This is a genomic window from Pseudoduganella rivuli (assembly GCF_009674485.1).
GTDB classification, from domain to species: domain Bacteria; phylum Pseudomonadota; class Gammaproteobacteria; order Burkholderiales; family Burkholderiaceae_D; genus Rugamonas; species Rugamonas rivuli_B.
In genome coordinates this window covers 306891-323885 of record NZ_WKJJ01000002.1, presented here as the reverse complement: position 1 = coordinate 323885, position 16995 = coordinate 306891, and the positions used below count along the sequence as shown (strand labels likewise).

At 63.4% G+C, this 16995-nt stretch carries 16 protein-coding genes and 2 tRNA genes; 8 read left to right on the top strand and 10 right to left on the bottom strand.

Annotated features, from left to right (window positions below; genetic code table 11):
* Positions 1–4: 4 nt before the first annotated feature.
* Entirely contained in the window at positions 5–871 is an 867-nt protein-coding gene (locus GJ700_RS04185; RefSeq protein WP_154371382.1) for a hypothetical protein, read from the bottom strand.
* Positions 872–1050: 179 nt separating this feature from the next.
* Between GJ700_RS04185 and GJ700_RS04180 the strand changes: the two genes are divergently transcribed.
* Together GJ700_RS04180 and GJ700_RS36245 are read left to right on the top strand one after the other, a co-directional pair.
* A complete protein-coding gene (locus tag GJ700_RS04180; RefSeq protein ID WP_154371381.1) occupies positions 1051–1473 on the top strand; it encodes a PaaI family thioesterase in 423 nt (140 codons plus the stop codon).
* A 54-nt stretch (positions 1474–1527) separates the two neighbouring features.
* Positions 1528–2862: a DUF3034 family protein gene (locus tag GJ700_RS36245; protein WP_371867818.1), complete on the top strand. Its 1335-nt coding sequence runs from the start codon at positions 1528–1530 to the stop codon at positions 2860–2862.
* A 22-nt stretch (positions 2863–2884) separates the two neighbouring features.
* On the opposite strand, the gene GJ700_RS04170 is transcribed toward GJ700_RS36245, so the two are convergent.
* The 5 genes from GJ700_RS04170 to GJ700_RS04150 all read right to left on the bottom strand — a co-directional run bounded on the left by GJ700_RS04170 (position 2885) and on the right by GJ700_RS04150 (position 6798).
* Positions 2885–3394 carry a TlpA disulfide reductase family protein gene (locus tag GJ700_RS04170; RefSeq protein ID WP_154371379.1) on the bottom strand — a complete coding sequence of 170 codons (510 nt, stop codon included), beginning with the start codon at positions 3392–3394 and terminating at the stop codon, positions 2885–2887.
* A gap of 109 nt (positions 3395–3503) precedes the next feature.
* Positions 3504–4151 carry a BON domain-containing protein gene (locus GJ700_RS04165; protein ID WP_229506792.1) on the bottom strand — a complete coding sequence of 216 codons (648 nt, stop codon included), beginning with the start codon at positions 4149–4151 and terminating at the stop codon, positions 3504–3506.
* Positions 4144–4740 (bottom strand): phosphoheptose isomerase, encoded by a 597-nt coding sequence (locus tag GJ700_RS04160; protein ID WP_154371378.1) that lies wholly within the window; start codon positions 4738–4740, stop codon positions 4144–4146. The genes GJ700_RS04165 and GJ700_RS04160 overlap by 8 nt, the downstream gene beginning before the upstream one ends.
* A 56-nt stretch (positions 4741–4796) precedes the next feature.
* A complete protein-coding gene (locus GJ700_RS04155; RefSeq protein WP_154371377.1) occupies positions 4797–5153 on the bottom strand; it encodes a YraN family protein in 357 nt (118 codons plus the stop codon).
* A 1-nt stretch (position 5154) separates the two neighbouring features.
* Complete coding sequence (locus GJ700_RS04150; protein ID WP_229506791.1) at positions 5155–6798, bottom strand: penicillin-binding protein activator; 1644 nt, start codon at positions 6796–6798, stop codon at positions 5155–5157.
* Positions 6799–6809: 11 nt separating this feature from the next.
* On the opposite strand from GJ700_RS04150, the gene rsmI reads away from it, so the two are divergent.
* From rsmI to GJ700_RS04135, 3 genes are all read left to right on the top strand, one after another.
* Positions 6810–7709, top strand: coding sequence for a 16S rRNA (cytidine(1402)-2'-O)-methyltransferase (gene rsmI, locus GJ700_RS04145; RefSeq protein ID WP_154371376.1), 900 nt, complete (start codon positions 6810–6812; stop codon positions 7707–7709).
* 35 nt (positions 7710–7744) lie between these two features.
* A tRNA-Pro gene (locus tag GJ700_RS04140) sits at positions 7745–7821 on the top strand.
* A gap of 125 nt (positions 7822–7946) precedes the next feature.
* Positions 7947–8023 (top strand) — tRNA-Pro (locus tag GJ700_RS04135).
* Between the two features lie 58 nt (positions 8024–8081).
* Here GJ700_RS04135 and GJ700_RS04130 read toward each other — a convergent pair.
* Positions 8082–8993: an AraC family transcriptional regulator gene (locus GJ700_RS04130; RefSeq protein ID WP_371867817.1), complete on the bottom strand. Its 912-nt coding sequence runs from the start codon at positions 8991–8993 to the stop codon at positions 8082–8084.
* Between the two features lie 177 nt (positions 8994–9170).
* On the opposite strand from GJ700_RS04130, the gene GJ700_RS04125 reads away from it, so the two are divergent.
* Genes GJ700_RS04125 through GJ700_RS04115 form a run of 3 tightly spaced genes read left to right on the top strand, consistent with a single transcriptional unit; the run spans position 9171 to position 12864 of the window.
* On the top strand, positions 9171–9641 hold the full coding sequence (locus GJ700_RS04125) for a (2Fe-2S)-binding protein (RefSeq protein WP_154371565.1): 471 nt from the start codon (positions 9171–9173) through the stop codon (positions 9639–9641).
* A 10-nt stretch (positions 9642–9651) separates the two neighbouring features.
* Positions 9652–11841 carry a xanthine dehydrogenase family protein molybdopterin-binding subunit gene (locus GJ700_RS04120; RefSeq protein WP_154371375.1) on the top strand — a complete coding sequence of 730 codons (2190 nt, stop codon included), beginning with the start codon at positions 9652–9654 and terminating at the stop codon, positions 11839–11841.
* A 12-nt stretch (positions 11842–11853) separates the two neighbouring features.
* Positions 11854–12864, top strand: coding sequence for an XdhC family protein (locus tag GJ700_RS04115; RefSeq protein WP_154371374.1), 1011 nt, complete (start codon positions 11854–11856; stop codon positions 12862–12864).
* A gap of 83 nt (positions 12865–12947) precedes the next feature.
* Here the strand turns inward: GJ700_RS04115 and GJ700_RS04110 are convergent, their stop codons facing one another.
* Genes GJ700_RS04110 through GJ700_RS04100 form a run of 3 tightly spaced genes read right to left on the bottom strand, consistent with a single transcriptional unit; the run spans position 12948 to position 16879 of the window.
* Entirely contained in the window at positions 12948–13859 is a 912-nt protein-coding gene (locus tag GJ700_RS04110; protein WP_154371373.1) for a hydroxymethylglutaryl-CoA lyase, read from the bottom strand.
* A gap of 12 nt (positions 13860–13871) precedes the next feature.
* A complete protein-coding gene (locus GJ700_RS04105; RefSeq protein ID WP_154371372.1) occupies positions 13872–14804 on the bottom strand; it encodes a 2-hydroxyacid dehydrogenase in 933 nt (310 codons plus the stop codon).
* A gap of 23 nt (positions 14805–14827) precedes the next feature.
* On the bottom strand, positions 14828–16879 hold the full coding sequence (locus tag GJ700_RS04100; RefSeq protein WP_154371371.1) for an acetyl/propionyl/methylcrotonyl-CoA carboxylase subunit alpha: 2052 nt from the start codon (positions 16877–16879) through the stop codon (positions 14828–14830).
* Positions 16880–16995: the final 116 nt, after the last annotated feature.

The window sequence follows — 16995 nt, the reverse complement described above, 5'->3', positions numbered from 1 at the left end:
CTGATCAGATATCGTTACGCAGGATAGTGTCCAGGCCGAAGCACTTGCGGCGGCTCTGGTTGTGCGACAGCGGTTCCGCATCGGCGGTACGCTCCTTGTCCTGGAACCAGCGCCAGCCCGCGCCGGACTGGCTGCTGCACTCAAGGAAACCATCCGAGCAACTGTTCAGCCATGCCTGCGTGATTTCCAGGCCCACGTTCAGCGTATAGCCGCCGCAATAACTGTCGCCATCGAACGGCGACGTATCCACGTCGGTGCCCACGACGTGATAGAACGGTTTCGGCAGTGCGGGACGGCCGGCCGTGCCATACAGCCACGACGCGTTATAGCTGGCCATCCAGCTGGTTTGCTGCTGGCGCACGGCGTCACTCTTGTAGCCCAGCAGCCAGCCCACGGCGCTCTCGAACGCATTGCCGCTGATGGACGCATCGGCCAGCGGCGTGCCCAGCGACGATGGAGCCAGCGCATTGACCCAGCGGATCGCATTGATGATGGCGGGATAGCGGCTGTCCTGCGTGGGGTTGGACATCACCCAGCGCAGGATATTGCCGCCGTTGGAATGGGTTTCCACCACCAGGTCCGTGATGTTGTTGTTGACGATGAAGGGATGCAGCTGGTCGGCCAGGCAGCCCGCCGCGCCGGCGGTCCACATGTACTGGTCGAAGTCGCAATTGATGACGACGTACAGATTCTGGTTCGGCAACCCCTGGCGCACCGAGTCGATCATTTCACGGGTCCAGTAATCGTTTGCCGCATCGGTCTGTTTACCCGTGCCGTGCACGAATGCCAGCCCCGTATTGCCTGCCATTGCGGGCAGCGCGGCCATGGCCAGGACGCTCCCTATCACTGCCAACTGCTTTTTCAACACCATTCTCGTCTCCTGTTCTGGTTTAAAAAAACGCTCGTGCCAAATCAGTCTAGGAGTGGGTTTCAGGCGGCGTATTGTTAAAAAATGTCACTCCCTTGATTTATTACGCCAGGCGCTTGAAGAACCGCCAAACGCCTTGGCAGGTATCATGTTGTGTTATCTCTACACGCAAGGAGCCTGTCATGGACATCACCCGCTTCAACCTCGATCACTTCAACCAGCGCAGCAAAGGCAAGCTGCCCGACCACCTGGGCATCCGCTTCACGTCGATCCAGCAAGGCGAATTGCAGGCGGAAATCGAGATCCAGCCGTTCCACCTGGCGCCGAACGGCTTCCTGCATGCGGGCAGTATCGTGACCCTGGCGGACACGGCATGCGGCTATGGCTGCATCGCCCACTTGCCGGATGGCGCGGAAAACTTCACCACCATTGAATTGAAGTCGAACCACCTGGGCACGGCCCGCGAAGGCGTGATCGCGGTAACGGCGAAACCCGTGCACCTGGGCCGCACGACGCAGGTGTGGGACGCCACCGTGATCCACAAAGACACGGGCAAAACCATAGCGTTGTTCCGTTGCACACAAATGGTGCTGTGGCCGAAATAAGCGCCGTCCCGGAGGTTGCGGAGCGTGGCGATCTGCTACATTGGCACGACGATCATGACCTTTTGTCGAGGACAAACGATGCGGAAAGCCCCCCTGTTTGCTGCAACCGGCCTGCTGCTGGCGTCGTCGCTGGCGCTGGCCCAGACTCCTTACACGGAAGACTCCACTTACCGCGGCCTGGGGGGCAAGGAAGGCATCAGGAAGATCACCGATACCTTCCTCGAGCTGGTCCTGGCTGATCCCCGCATCAAGGACAACTTCGCGGATTTCGATATCCCGCAAATCAACCAGCGCTTGCAGGAACAGTTCTGCGAATACGCGGGCGGCCCCTGCAAATACTCCGGCAAATACCGCGACAAGACCATGGACGGCACGGGCACGGTGCGCGACATGAAATCCGTGCACATCGACCTGAAAATCACGGATGCCATGTTCAATGCGCTGGCCGAAGACTTGCAGCTGGCGATGGAACGCCATGGCGTGTCGACCTACGTATCGAACAAGCTGGTCGCCAAGCTGGCGCCGATGCACCGCGATATCGTCACCGCTTCCGCGCCCCCGGCGCCGGCCAGGCCCGACAGGGGCAGGTTCCTGGCCACGGGCGGTGTCAGCACGGTGGAAGGCGCGGGCGGCGGCGGCATTACGCCATGGGCGCTGATCACCGGCTACGGCACGCGCGACAGCTGGGGCGGCAACGTGCACTACACCCGCGTGCAGACGCAGGATTATTCGCTGGGAACGTACGGCGTGGCGGTGGGCGTCGCCGACCGGCTGGAATTGTCGGTGGCGCGGCAGGATTTCCAGGGCGACCTGGCGCCATTGAATTTGCTGCGCATCAAGCAGGACATCCTGGGCCTGAAAGTCAAACTGGCGGGCGACGCCGTCTACGACCAGGACCGGCCCATGCCGCAGGTGGCGCTGGGCATCATGTACAAGAAAAACAAGGGCATCGGCGGCCTGGGCGCGCTCGGCGTGACCAATGTGAAGCAGCTGGGTGCGAAAGATGACCGCGGCTACGATTATTACCTGTCGGCGACCAAGGTCTGCCTGGAGCACAGCCTGCTGGTGAACGGCACGCTGCGCGCCACCAAGGCGAACCAGATGGGCATCCTCGGCTTCGGTGGCGACAAGGGCGACCACGTGAAACTGCAGCCGGAAGTGTCGGTGGCCTGGCTGGCGCACCGCACGCTGGCGATCGGCGCGGAATACCGGCGCAAGCCGCACAACCTCGGCGTCGATCCGGAAAAAGCGTATTACGACGTGTTTGCCGCCTGGTTCCCGACCAAGAACGTGTCGGTGACGGCCGCTTATGCGAACCTGGGGACCATCACGATCTTCAATCCGAAGACGCAAAAAGGCTGGTATTTGTCGCTACAGGCGGGGATTTGATGCGGTGACGCTGCGGCGGCAATCAGCCTTGCAGCGCCTTTTCCAGTAACTGGTGCAGCGCGGGGAATTCTGGCTCGCCCACGTAGCGCTTGATGATGCGGCCCTGCTTGTCGATGACGAACGTGGTCGGCGTCATTTTCACGTCACCATACGCCCTGGCTGCTTCGCCTTTGACGTCCAGCGCCACCTTGAACGGCAACTGGCGGTTTTCCGCGAAATTCAGCACGTAGTCGGGCCGGTCGTAATCCATCGCCACGGCGACGAATTCCAGTCCCTGCGCCTTGTACTTGTTGTACGTGTCCACCATTTGCGGCATTTCTTTGACACAGGTGGCGCAAGACGTGGCCCAGAAATTCACCATCACGACCTTGCCCTGCAGGCTGGCCGGCGTGATCTGTTCCCCTTTGATGCCGACGAACGTGACTTGCGGCGCCGGGTTGGCGCTGTTGAGCGAGAAATAAGCGGTCAAGCCAACGCCGGCCAGGACGGCGGCGGCCAGTGCGGGTTTGATCCAGGCGCGGGAAGAAGTCATGTCAGGCATCCGGGGACATCGGTATGTCCATTATAGGGTGCGGCGCCGCCGTGCGCTGCGGGTCCGTTGATAACCGGTACGCCGCACGCGCATGGCGGGTTCATCAAAATCAGTTGCCGGCGGGTTTGGACTGATATTGCTTCCATTCGTCTTCGGAAATGTATTCGAAGACCTTGACCACCTTGTACACGCCGGGAACGCCACGGGCGATATCGGATGCGATATTGCCTTCGCGCTGCGTGACGCGGCCCATCAGGTACACGTTACCGCGTTCGCTGACGACCTTGACGGAATTGGCGGAAATGTCTTTCGCATCCACCAGGCTGGCCTTGACCTTGGCGGTCAAAATCGCATCGTTGGAACGGGACGTGTAGCTGGACGGACCGGCCACTTCCAGTTCATTGGTCACCGACAGCACGCCTTCGATGGCGCGCACTTCGCGTTCCACGGCATTGCGCGTTTCTTCGTCGCGCACTTCACCCGTCAGCAGAACGCGGCGGTTGAAGCTGGCGATATTCACGTGGCCGCCACTGCCGACCACATTGGGAAACTTGACTTCCGCCTTGACGGCAATGGCCTTGTCTTCCGTTTGCGCGCCGAACGTGCGGCGGTCCGACGCGGCCAGCGTGCCGCCCACGGCGCCGGCGGCCACCAGGCCGACGCAACCGGACAGCGACGACGCCAGCGCGGCGCCCAGCAAGACCATGGCCAGCGGGCGCTGCATCTTGCCCGCGACCTTACGTACAACTTTATTCATTCACATCTCCACCAAACAACGCGACATCGATGCCGTCGCACAAGGCATGAATCGTTACCAGGTGTACTTCCTGGATACGGGCGGTACGGTCGGCCGGCACGCAAATATGCACATCCGCATCGGTCAACATCTTGCCAATCGCTCCGCCGCCCTTGCCCGTCAGCGCGATGATGCGCATTTCGCGCTCCAGCGCCGCTTCGATGGCGGCCATCACGTTGGCAGAATTGCCGGACGTGGAAATCGCCAGCAAGATATCGCCAGCCTGGCCATACGCTTGCACTTGTTTGGAAAAGATTTCACGGTAACTGTAATCGTTCGCCACCGCCGTCAGGATCGACGTGTCGGTCGCCAGCGAAATGGCCGGCAGCGGGAAGCGTTCGCGCTCGAAGCGTCCTACCAGCTCCGCCGCGAAATGCTGGGCATCGGCAGCGGAACCGCCATTGCCGCAGGCCAGGATCTTGTTGCCATTAGACAAAGCCGAAAACATCATTTCAATCGCCTGACCGATAGGCTGCGCCAGCGCAGTCGCGGACTGGATCTTGATTTCGGCACTTTCGTGGAAGTGGGAGAGGATGCGTTGAGTATTCATGGGCGAGAATTATAGTGCAGTCGTCAGCCGGCTCTGACAAGCGCGGTAAAAAATGCTTACATTCCTTGCACGATAGCATTGCGCAGCCACTGCAAGCCAGTGCCGTCGATCGCGACGACATCGAAGCGGCATGGCGGCAGTTGCCGATAACGCAACAGGTAAAACTGGGCTGCGCGCACCATGCGGCGCTGCTTGGCCGGCGTCACGCTGGCAATGGCGCCGCCGAAGTCGCGGCCGTCGCGGCGGCGCACTTCGACGAACACCAGGCTGCCCCGGTCGTTCATGACGAGGTCGATCTCGCCCACTTTGCAGCGGAAATTGCGCTCGACCAAGGTCAAACCTTGGGCGGCCAGGTAATCGAGCGCGCGGTCTTCGCCCGCCTGGCCGGATAACTGGCGGCCGGTGGCGCCCATGTCATGGCTGCTGGCTCAATGTCAGCGGCACCGGCACACCATTTTTGTAGACGGCTTGCAATTCACGCCGTTCGAAACGGGCCGCGCCATCGCCGAAACTCACGTTCAGTTGCCCCGTTACGCCATCGAGGCGGAAACGGGCCAATGGCTGGTCTTGCTGGCGGGCGATTTCACGGGCCACGCGATAGGCATCGATGCCCAGCGCATACAGGCGCTCCATATCGGCGTCCGGCTTGCGCTCGCTGGAGGGAACCAGTTGCGGATACACCATGACGGCGGGATGGTCGCGCTGCAATTGCCACGGCATGTCCAGCAGCCGCACACCATCCATTTCCGTGCCGGGCACTTGCCGCGCGCGGCCCGGATTCAGCGACGACGTGCCATAAATCGGGATGTCACCCAGCGGCGGCGCGGCCAGCGCGATGCGCAACTGGCGCGTCTGGTCCGGGTCCAGCGCGGCAAACACGACAGCGCCGGGCTCCGTTTGCATGCGTCCGCGCAGCGCCACCAGTTCGCCATCGTTGAGGTAACCGTTCACGGTGGTCAATTCCACCACTTTCGACGCATTGCCGATGCGCTGCCATTGCGCGGCAAACGCGCCGGCGCTGCGCCGCTGCCATGCCACGCTGCCGCCCAGCACATAGGCGGTGGCGCCGGGCTGTTCGCGGCCGGCCCAGTCGGCAATCTGGCGCGCCTCGTCTTCGATCGACAGGCCGATCACCATCATTTGCGGCGGCAAGGCCACGGTTTCGCGGTTGTCCGGGTAATTCAGTGCAATCGTGGGTTTCGCGACTTTGCGGCTGTTTGCCACGGCGGACACCGCGGAACGGGCCAGCGGGCCGACGATCATGTCTTGCTGGGCCAGCGCATCGACGTAGGACGCCAGGACGTCCGGCGCGGCGTCGCCGGTCTCGATGACGGACACTTGCACGCCCTGCTTGTCACGCTCCCAGCCCGCCAGGAAGCCGGCGCGCAAGGCTTCCGACGCCTGGCGCAGCGCGTCGGAACGCAACGGCAGCAGCAAACCTATGCGGTAAGGCGGGACCGCGGCGCCCTGTTGCACCGGGCCTGGTTTGATCGCCGTGTCTTCACGCACCGGGATCGCGTTGCTGCCGGATGCGGGGGACGCGCCCAAGACACCTGAAACACCCGATACCCCTGAGACCCCGGAAACGCCCGATACACCGGACACGCCGGACACATTGGCCTTGCCGGCAATGTCGTCGGCGCCAGCCTGGCCGCTGCCACCGCCCGGTTGCGCCGCTTGTGCGGCGGGCGGTTCCGAGGCGCCGGAATTCCCATCCGCGCCCGATCCCCCTGCGGTTTCGGATGCCGGCGGCGTGACCACTTCCACTTTCAGCCCCGGCTGCGCACCGGGCAGCACCCCGGCCAGGTCGACCGGAAAGGCCTGCACTTCGGCTGGCGGCCCCATTTCACGGCGCGGCGCGGTGGAATACACGGGCGCCGGTTTCGGCGACGGCACGGCTTTGGGCGCCGGCGCACTTGTCACGGCGGGGCCGGACGCGCACAATGGCCCGCTCGTGCCGCATCCCATGGATGACATGGTCGGCATCGGCGAGTTGCAGGCGCTGGCGAGACCGGCTACCAGGCAAACCAGCGGCAATTTCACTTTTATCGGCAGCATCACTCTCTCCAATGACAGATCAAGCAACCAGCATTGCCACCCTGCCCGTCCTGGGCGAAGCGGTTAATCAGACCTATCCTATCGCAACATTGTATGTAGTGGCGACGCCCATTGGAAACGTTGCGGATATCACTGTGCGGGCCTTGCATGTCTTGAGTCTGGTCAATGCGGTGGCCTGTGAAGACACCCGCAACACGGCGCAATTGCTGACCCGTTTCGGCTTGCACAAGCCGCTGATCGCCGCGCACCAGCATAACGAGCGGGAGGCAGCGGAAACCCTGATCGCGCGCCTGCAGGCGGGAGAGCGCATTGCACTGGTGTCCGATGCGGGCACGCCCGCCGTCTCCGATCCGGGCGCGCGCATCGTCGACGCCGTGCGCTCGGCGGGTTTGCGCGTGATGCCGTTGCCGGGGGCGTCGGCTGCCGTGACAGCGCTGTCGGCCAGTGGCCTGGTCAACGACCAGTTTCATTTCGTGGGCTTTTTGCCCGCCAAGGCGAAACAGCGCGACACGGTGCTGCAGCAATTGCGCAGTGTGCCTGCCACCATGGTGTTTTATGAAGCGCCGCACCGCATTGTCGAGTGCGCGGAAGCGCTGGCGGCGGCGTTTGAACCCACGCGCCAGGTGGTATTTGCCCGCGAATTGACGAAACTGTTCGAAGAAATCCACCGCTGCCCGCTGTCGGAAGCGGCGCAGTGGCTGGCCGCCGATCCGCATCGCGAGAAAGGCGAATTCGTCGTGCTGGTCGAAGGCGCGCCGCAGGCCAGCGATGCGCAGGACGTGGAAGCGGAGCGGATATTGAACATTTTGCTGGCGGAATTGCCAGTCAAGCAAGCCGCCGCGCTGGCCGCGCAAATCACGGGCAAGAAAAAAAATGCGCTGTACGACCGGGCGCTGCAAATTAAGGGTTGACGGTTTCCGCAAGGCCAGATATAGTCTTGCTTCTTCGGAGTGTAGCGCAGCCCGGTAGCGCATCTGGTTTGGGACCAGAGGGTCCAAGGTTCGAATCCTTGTACTCCGACCAAATTTAAAAGCCTGTGAGATGGAAACATCTCACAGGCTTTTTCCTTTCCGGCCCGCAATAACATGGCGCTTATCAGCCAACGGCTATTTGACCAACGGACTTGATCCGAGTATCATGACGGTATTCGGAGTGTAGCGCAGCCCGGTAGCGCATCTGGTTTGGGACCAGAGGGTCCTAGGTTCGAATCCTAGTACTCCGACCAAATTCAAAAGCCCGTGAGATGGAAACGTCTCACGGGCTTTTTCATTTCATAAAACAAACTACGCGGACAACCGCCGCAAGTTGTCGATGTCGCGCCGCGGCGGCGCGCCAAACAGCCGGCTGTATTCGCGGCTGAACTGGGACGGGCTTTCATAGCCGACGTGAAATGCCGCCGTGGACGCATCCAGGTGTTCCGCCAGCATCATGCGCCGCGCTTCGTTCAGGCGCAGCCATTTCTGGTATTGCAGAGGACTCATCGCCGTCAACAGGCGGAAATGGTGGTGGAACGTGGACGCGCTCATTTGCACGTGCGCCGCCAGCGCCTCGATGCGCAGCGGACTCGCATAGTGCGACTTCAGCCACTCGATGGCCCGGCCGATCCGGTGGCTCTGGCTGCCCACCGAGGCGATCTGCCACAGGCGTGCGCCCTGGTCGCTCATCAGCAGGCGGTAACAGATTTCACGCTGGATCAGCGGCGCCAGTACGGGAATCGAGTCGGGATCGTCCAGCAATTCCAGCAGGCGCGTAAATGCCAGCAGCAGGTGCGGCGTGGTTTCTCCCAGCACCATGCCACTGTCGGCCGCCTGTTCGGACGGCGGCGTCATCCCGCTCTGCATCACCACTTCCGCCACCACCCGCAAATCCAGCTTCATCACCATGCCCAGGTACGGCCGCTCCGGGCTGGCGTCGACGATCCGCATCATGGCCGGCAAATCCAGCGACGTGATCAAAAAGCGCGTGATGTCGTAGTTATAGACGTTATCCCCCAGCAGCGCCTGTTTGGCGCCCTGCACGATCAGCGCAACGCTGGGCTCCACCATGCAGGCAGCCGCCTCGGTCGGTTCATCGCGGCGGAAAAAGGACAGGCCGGGAACGGGTGTGACCAGCTGGCCGGCGCGGCCGGTCCAGCGGGCGACGGTCGCGGCCAGCGGTTGGCGCAGGGATTCAATGGTGGCGGCGTGCTGATTCACTTAAAAGGCTCCGGATAGTCGTGATACTTGTCACGGCCGATGTTAATGCACCTTTACCCATCCGTGGCAGGCTTCACAGGATTAGGCAAAAAACTCACAGGATCGTGCTATCAGAAAGCGCGCCGCGCAGACGAGAATGCAATCCACCTCTTCTTCGTCCACTTACCTGGAGTCATGATGATCACACTCGACATCAACGGCAAGGCGACCCGCGTCGATGCCGCCCCCGACACCCCGCTGTTGTGGGTGTTGCGCGATACGCTGCAAATGACCGGCACCAAATACGGCTGCGGCATGGGCCTGTGCGGCGCCTGCACGGTCCACCTGGCCGGCGAACCCGTGCGCTCGTGCAGCACGCCGGTGTCCGCCGCCGTCGGCAAAAAAGTCGTCACGATCGAAGGCGTGGATCACGCCGCCAGGACCGCCAAGGTCGCCAAAGTGGTGCAGGACGCGTGGCAGAAACTCGACGTCGTGCAGTGCGGCTATTGCCAGTCGGGCCAGATCATGAGCGCCGTGGCGCTGCTGGAAAAAAACCGCAAGCCATCCGACGCCGACATCGACGCCGCCATGGCCGGCAATATCTGCCGCTGCGCCACCTACGTGCGCATCCGCGCCGCCATCCATGATGCTGCAAAAACGCTGGCCTGAAGGAGACGCCATGACCTCGACTACCCGCATTGAAAACGCCAGCCGCCGCAACTTCCTGCACAGCGCGGCAGGCTTGACGCTGGCGCTGTACCTGCCCGGCGCCGCTACGGCCGCGAGCACCGCCGCAGCGGCAACCCCATCGTTCGAGCCGAACGCTTTCCTGCGCATCGCGCCGGACGGCACGGTGACCGTGATGTCCAAGCACCTGGAAATGGGCCAGGGAACATACACGGGCCTGGCCACCATCGTGGCAGAAGAACTGGATGCCGCCTGGTCCCAGGTGCGCGTCGAAGGCGCACCGGCTGACGCCAAGCGCTACAACAACGTGCTGTGGGGCCCGGTCCAGGGCACCGGCGGCAGCACGGCCATGGCCAATTCCTGGGAACAGTTGCGCCAGGCCGGCGCCTCCGCGCGCGCCATGCTGGTGGCGGCAGCGGCCCAGCAATGGCAGGTGCCGGCCGCCGACATCACTGTCAGCGACGGCGTCGTGATGCACGCGCCATCGCAGCGCAAGGCCACCTTCGGCCAGCTGGCGCAGGCGGCGGCGCAACAGCCGGTGCCGGAGAAGGTCGCACTGAAGGACCCGAAGGATTTCAAACTGGTCGGCAAGCGCGCGCCGCGCAAGGATACGGCCGCCAAGATCCGTGGCCAGGCCCGCTTTACGCAAGACGTGCACTTGCCCGGCATGCTGACGGCCGTGGTGGCGCACCCGCCCCGCTTTGGCGGCAAGGTCAAGTCCTTCGACGCGAAGGCTGCCCGCGCGGTGAAAGGCGTGGTTGACGTGGTGGCCATTCCGTCCGGCGTGGCGGTGCTGGCGAAAGATACATGGAGCGCCAAAAAAGGGCGCGACGCGCTGCGCATCGATTGGGACGACAGCGGCGCGTTCAAGCTGGGCACGGACGAAATCTTCGCGCGCTACCATGAGCTGGCGAAATCCCCCGGCACCGTGGCCCGCAAGGTGGGCGACGCGGATGCGGCCTTCGCCGCGCCGGCGCGCGTGCTGCGCGCCAGCTATGATTTCCCTTACCTGGCCCATGCGGCGATGGAACCGATGAATTGCGTGGTGCACCTGAAAAAGGATGGCTGCGAAATCTGGAACGGCGAACAGTTCCAGACCATCGACCAGGCCAAGGTGGCTGCACTGTTGGGCATGAAGCCGGAACAGGTGACCCTGAACATGCTGTATGCGGGCGGCAGTTTCGGCCGCCGCGCCAGCAAGGATTCCGACTATGTCCTGGAAGCGGCCAGCATCGCCAAAGCCATCGGCGGCAAAGCGCCCGTGAAACTGGTGTGGCTGCGCGAAGACGACATGAAGGCAGGCTATTACCGCCCCGCCTTCCACCATGCGCTGGAAGCGGCGCTCGATGCGCAGGGACGCCTGGTCGGCTGGCGCCACCGCCTCGTTGGGCAGTCGATCCTGGCCAATACGCCGTTCGCGGCCATGGTGCAGAACGGCGTGGACCGTGTATCGGTGGAAGGCGCCGCCAACCTGCCGTACGCGATTCCCAACCAGCTGGTGGACTTGCACTCGCCGCAGGATATCGGCGTCCCCGTGCTGTGGTGGCGTTCCGTCGGTTCGACCCATACGGCATATTCGACGGAAACCTTCATCGACGAAGTGGCGGCGGCGGCCGGCCAGGACCCCGTGGCATTCCGCCTGGCGCTGCTGGAACACCATCCGCGCCATGCCGCTGTATTGAAACTGGCGGCCGACAAGGCTGGCTGGGGCACGCCGCTGGCCAAGGGCGCCAATGGCGACCGCCGTGCGCGCGGCGTGGCCGTGCATGAATCGTTCAGCACATATGTCGCGCAAGTGGCGGAAGTCACCGTCAAAGCCGACGGCAGCGTGGTGGTCGACCGTATCGTGTGCGCTGTCGATTGCGGCATCGCCATCAATCCCGACAATGTGCGCTCGCAGGTCGAAGGGTGCGTGGGCTTTGCATTGTCGGCCGCGCTGCAAGGGGCCATCACGCTCAAGGAGGGCGTGGTCGAACAGTCGAACTTCCACGACTACGCACCGATCCGCATCAACCAGATGCCGAAGGTCGACGTGCACATCGTCGCGTCGGCGGAAAAGCCGACCGGCGTGGGCGAACCAGGCGTGCCACCGGTGGCGCCGGCCGTCGCCAATGCGATTGCCGCCGCGACGGGAAAATATGTACGTAGCCTGCCATTCAATGCCGATGCATTGAAGGCTTAAGGGAGCGGCAATATGGATGCGGCCGATATCGCGGTGCTGAAACAGGCGCATGCCTGGGCTGTGGCCGGGCATGACGCCGCATTGGTCACGGTGGCGGCAACCTGGGGATCGTCACCGCGTCCGCCCGGTTCCCTGATGGCGATCCGCGCCGATGGGCTGGTGGCGGGTTCCGTGTCGGGCGGCTGCATCGAGGACGACTTGATTGCCGGCGTCCACACGGACGGGCTGGATGGCTTGTTTGACGGCCGCCCGGCCTTCGCGGTGCGGTATGGCATCGATGCCGATACCGCCCACCGTTTCGGCCTGCCCTGCGGCGGCACCCTGGAACTGGTGCTGGAACGGGTGGGACCGGGCACGCGGCTGGCGGAATTGCTGGACTCCTTGCAGGGACGGGGTTTGGTGGCGCGCGAATTGCATGTGCCGTCGGGCCGGGTCACCCTGGGCGAAGCGGGCAGTTTCCGTCCGGTGGCTTTGCACGGCGAGATGCTGACGATGGTATTCGGTCCCCGTTACCGGCTGCTCGTCATCGGCGCCGGACAACTCAGCGCCTATCTGTGCCAGGTCGCGCTGGGGCTGGGCTTTGACATCACCGTGTGCGACCCGCGCGATGAATACACGCAGTCGTGGGATGTGCCAGGCGTGACCATGGTGCACAGTATGCCGGACGATGTCGTGCAGGCCATGCAGCCGGATTGCAACACGGCCGTCATCGCGCTGACGCATGATCCGAAGCTGGATGACCTGGCGCTGCTGGAAGCCTTGCAGTCGCCAGCGTTTTACGTGGCGGCCATCGGCTCGCGCAGCAATAACGCCCGGCGTCGCGAGCGGCTGATGCTGCACTTCGGTCTGGACAGCGAACAGCTTGACCGTTTACATGGACCGGCCGGGCTGTATATCGGCAGCAAGACGCCGCCGGAAATCGCGCTGTCGATCCTGGCGGAACTGGTCGCCGCCAAGAATGGCGTATTACGTAGCGTGGCGGGTTTGCCGGTACAGGAAGCAAAAATCGCCATAGCGGCATAATCTGCCTGCGCAGCTTGCACCGTAGGGCGGTTTTCACGCAGTGAAAGCCGCCATGCATGCGTTACAGTACTGCCGGCCTCGTATCAGCCGGCGCGCTTGGCCGCGATGGCGTTACCGGCGCGGCTGGCGCCCTTGCGGTTCAGGATGCCGGAAATGTACTGCCCCGCATCGACCACGATTTCGAGGTCGATGCCGGTTTCAATCCCCAGGCCGTTCATCATGTACAGCACATCTTCGGTCGCCACGTTGCCGGTGGCGCCCTTGGCGTACGGGCAGCCGCCCAGCCCCGCCACCGACGAATGGAAGATCGATACGCCCACCTCCAGGCTGGCATAGATATTCGCCAGCGCCTGGCCATACGTATCGTGGAAGTGGCCGGAAATGCCATCGAGGCGGAACACGGATGCGGCACGCTCCATCACGGCCTGGGTCTTGCGCGGCGTCGCGACACCAATCGTGTCGGCAATGTCGATCTCATCGCAGCCCAGGTCGCGCATGCGCGCCACCACGTCCGCCACCGCGTCGAGCGGCACGTCGCCCTGGTATGGGCACCCGAATGCGCAGCTGATCGAGCCGCGCAGGCGCAGGCCGTTGTCCTTGGCGGCTTTCGCCACGTCGACGAAGCGGGCGATCGATTCTTCGATCGAGCAATTGATGTTCTTTTGCGAGAACGCTTCCGAAGCGGAACCAAAGATCACCACTTCGTCCGCTTTCGCGGCCAGCGCGCCTTCCAGGCCCTTCATGTTCGGCGTCAGCGCGGAATAAATCGCGCCGGCGCGGCGCGTGATGCGCTCCATGACTTCCGCGCTGGTGGCCATTTGCGGCACCCACTTGGGCGACACGAACGACGCCGCTTCGATATTGGCAAAACCCGCCGACGACAGGCGGTTCACCAGTTCGATTTTCACGTCGGCGGAAATGGTTTCCTTTTCATTCTGCAGGCCGTCGCGCGGACCTACTTCAACGATTTTTACTTTCCGGGGCAATGCATTCATCTGGTCTTCCTCTCAATATCCTTTGCTGCGCTCAATCACGTCGGCCACCGCTTCGCCCTTGTCCATTTGACGCATCTTGCCGGCGATTTGCTGCACGCTTTCGCGCCGCAACGTCAGCGCGGAAATATGCGGCGTGATCGTGATGCGCGGTTCTTTCCAGAACGGATGCTGCATCGGCAGCGGCTCGTTGCGGAACACGTCCAGGGTGGCTGCTTCGATATGGCCGGTGCGCATCAAGTTCAGCAAATCCGGTTCCGACAGGTGGCCGCCCCGCCCCACATTGACGATGAACGACCCTTGCGGCATTTTCGACATGTTGGTCTGGTTCAGGATGTTGTTGGTCTCGTCCGTCAACGGCAGCATGCACACCGCCACACGGGTGCCGCGTAGGAACGTGTCGAGGCCATCGGCGCCATGGAAGCACTGCACGCCATCGATGGCGCGCGCCGTGCGGCTCCACGCGCGCAACGGGAAACCGAACGGTTTCAACGCTTCCAGCACGCGCGAGCCCAGCACGCCGGTTCCCATGACACCGACCGCGAAATCTTCGCGAATGGGCGGCAACAGCGGCGCCCATTCGCCGGCGCGCGCCAGGTCTTCATATTCGTGGAAGCGGCGGAAGTAGCGCAGCACGGCGTGCGTCACATATTCCGCCATCTGCGCGCCCATGCCCGCATCGGTCAGGCGCACCACGGGGATGTGCGGCGGAATCGCATCGCCAAAGCGCAGGATGCCGTCGGCGCCGGAACCCGTCAGGAAAATCGCTTTGACTTCCTGCAGGTCCGGCAACATTTCTTCGGGCGGCACGAATACCACCGCGTAATCACAGGGCGGCGCTGGCACGCCCTTTTCCCACACGATCACTTCCGCTTCCGGCAGATAGCGCGCGAAATCCTTGATCCACGGCTCCGTCTTGCCGTCCGCGCGATGCAGCAAAATACGCATTTGCTCCTCCTGCAACTGCGCCATTACGCCGCGCGGAACGCCAGCAATGGCGCGCCGTCTGCCACCTGGTCACCCACGGCGTACAGCACGTCGTCCACCACGCCGTCATGCGGTGCGGCGATGGTGTGCTCCATCTTCATGGCTTCCATGATGACCAGCGCATCGCCTTTTTTGACTTCCTTGCCCTTTTCGGCCAGCACCGCCACCACCTTGCCCGGCATCGGCGCCGTCAGCCGGCCGCCTTCCGCTTCGGACTCGCCCGCATGGGCCATCGGGTCGTTGTAGTGCAGCGTGTAGTGCAGGCCGTTGGTAAAGACGTGGAACAGTTCCCCGTCGCGGCGCACACTGCCATGGACCGCCGTATCACCCAGCTTGACGCTGATATCGGCGCCCTGCTGCGACATCAGCGTCAGCAATTGCGGCGACGCCTCCGATCCCGACAAGTTGAACATCCAGCCATCGTTCAGGTACGTGACTTCCACGCCATACGCCTTGGACGGCAGGCCGGCCGCGTAATCGTCGGCAAACGACAGCTTGCGCACGTAAGGCTGGTTCATGCGCCAGCCGAGCGCCTGGCCCCACGGGTCGGCAGCATTGGCGCCCGACTGCGCGGCGGAGCGGTCTTTTTCCGCTTCGATCAGCGCCACAGCGGCCAGCGCCAGCGCACCGCTTGCGGCAGGCTGCGCGGCCGGGAACAGCGCATCGTGGTTGCGTTCGATCAGGCCCGTATCCAGGTCGGCCGTGGCGAACGCTTCGCCCTGCACCAGCCGGTTCAGGAACGCGATGTTCGACGCCAGGCCGACGATCTGGTATTGCGACAGCGCCTGCGCCATGCGGGCCAGCGCCTGCTTGCGGTCCGCGCCCCAGACAATCAGCTTGGCGATCATCGGGTCATAGAATGGCGAAATCGCATCGCCTTCGCGCACGCCCGCATCGATCCGCACGCCAGCCGGGTGGCCGGGAATGCCGCCCAGTTCGAAGTTCACGGCGTCCGGCGTGCCCAGGTGGCGCAACGTGCCGATCGACGGCAGGAAACCCTTTTCCGGGTTTTCCGCATAAACGCGCGCTTCGATCGCGTGGCCGTTGATCGCCAGTTCATGCTGCTTCTTCGGCAGCGGCTCGCCGGCGGCGACACGCAACTGCCACTCCACCAGGTCGGCGCCGGTGATCATTTCCGTCACCGGGTGTTCCACCTGCAGGCGGGTGTTCATTTCCATGAAGTAGAACGAGCCATCCTGGTTGGCGATGAATTCCACCGTCCCCGCGCCAACGTAGCCGACCGCCTTGGCGGCCGCCACGGCGGCTTCGCCCATGGCGGCGCGGCGTTCGGCCGTCATGCCTGGCGCAGGGGCCTCTTCCAGCACTTTCTGGTGACGGCGCTGCACCGAGCAATCGCGCTCGAACAGGTGGATGCAGTTGCCGTGCGTGTCCGCGAACACCTGGATTTCAATGTGGCGCGGGCGCTGCAGGTATTTCTCGGCCAGCACCTTGTCGTCGCCAAAGGAACTGATGGCTTCGCGCTTGCACGACGCCAGCGCGTCGCGGAACGCTTCCGACGATTCCACCACGCGCATGCCCTTGCCGCCGCCGCCGGCCGACGCCTTCAGCAGCACCGGATAGCCAATGCGGTCGGCCTGCGTTTGCAGGAAGTCCGCATCCTGATTGTCACCGTGGTAGCCCGGCACCAGCGGCACGCTGGCCTTTTCCATCAGCGATTTCGCCGCGGATTTGGAACCCATGGCGCGCATGGCCGACGCCGGCGGGCCGATGAAGACCAGACCCGCCTCATGGCAGGCGTCCGCGAATTCCGCGTTTTCCGACAGGAAGCCGTAACCCGGGTGGATCGCCTCGGCGCCGGTGGCCTTGGCCACGGCGATGATCTTGTCGCCGCGCAGGTAGCTTTCCTTGGCGGCCGCAGGGCCCAGCAAGACCGCTTCGTCGCACACGGCGACGTGCCTGGCGTTGGCGTCCGCTTCCGAATACACGGCAACCGTCTTGATGCCCAGGCGGCGCGCGGTAGCGGCCACGCGGCAAGCGATTTCACCTCGGTTGGCAATCAGGATTTTCTTGAACATGGTCTCTCTCTATTCAGCTCGTGGCTCGAAGTTTTGGTATGAGTTCAATTCTGTGACCCTTGCCTTGAGACTTGTGGCGCCGGCAAAGGTCCGGTGTCATTCCCGGCGGCTTTGTA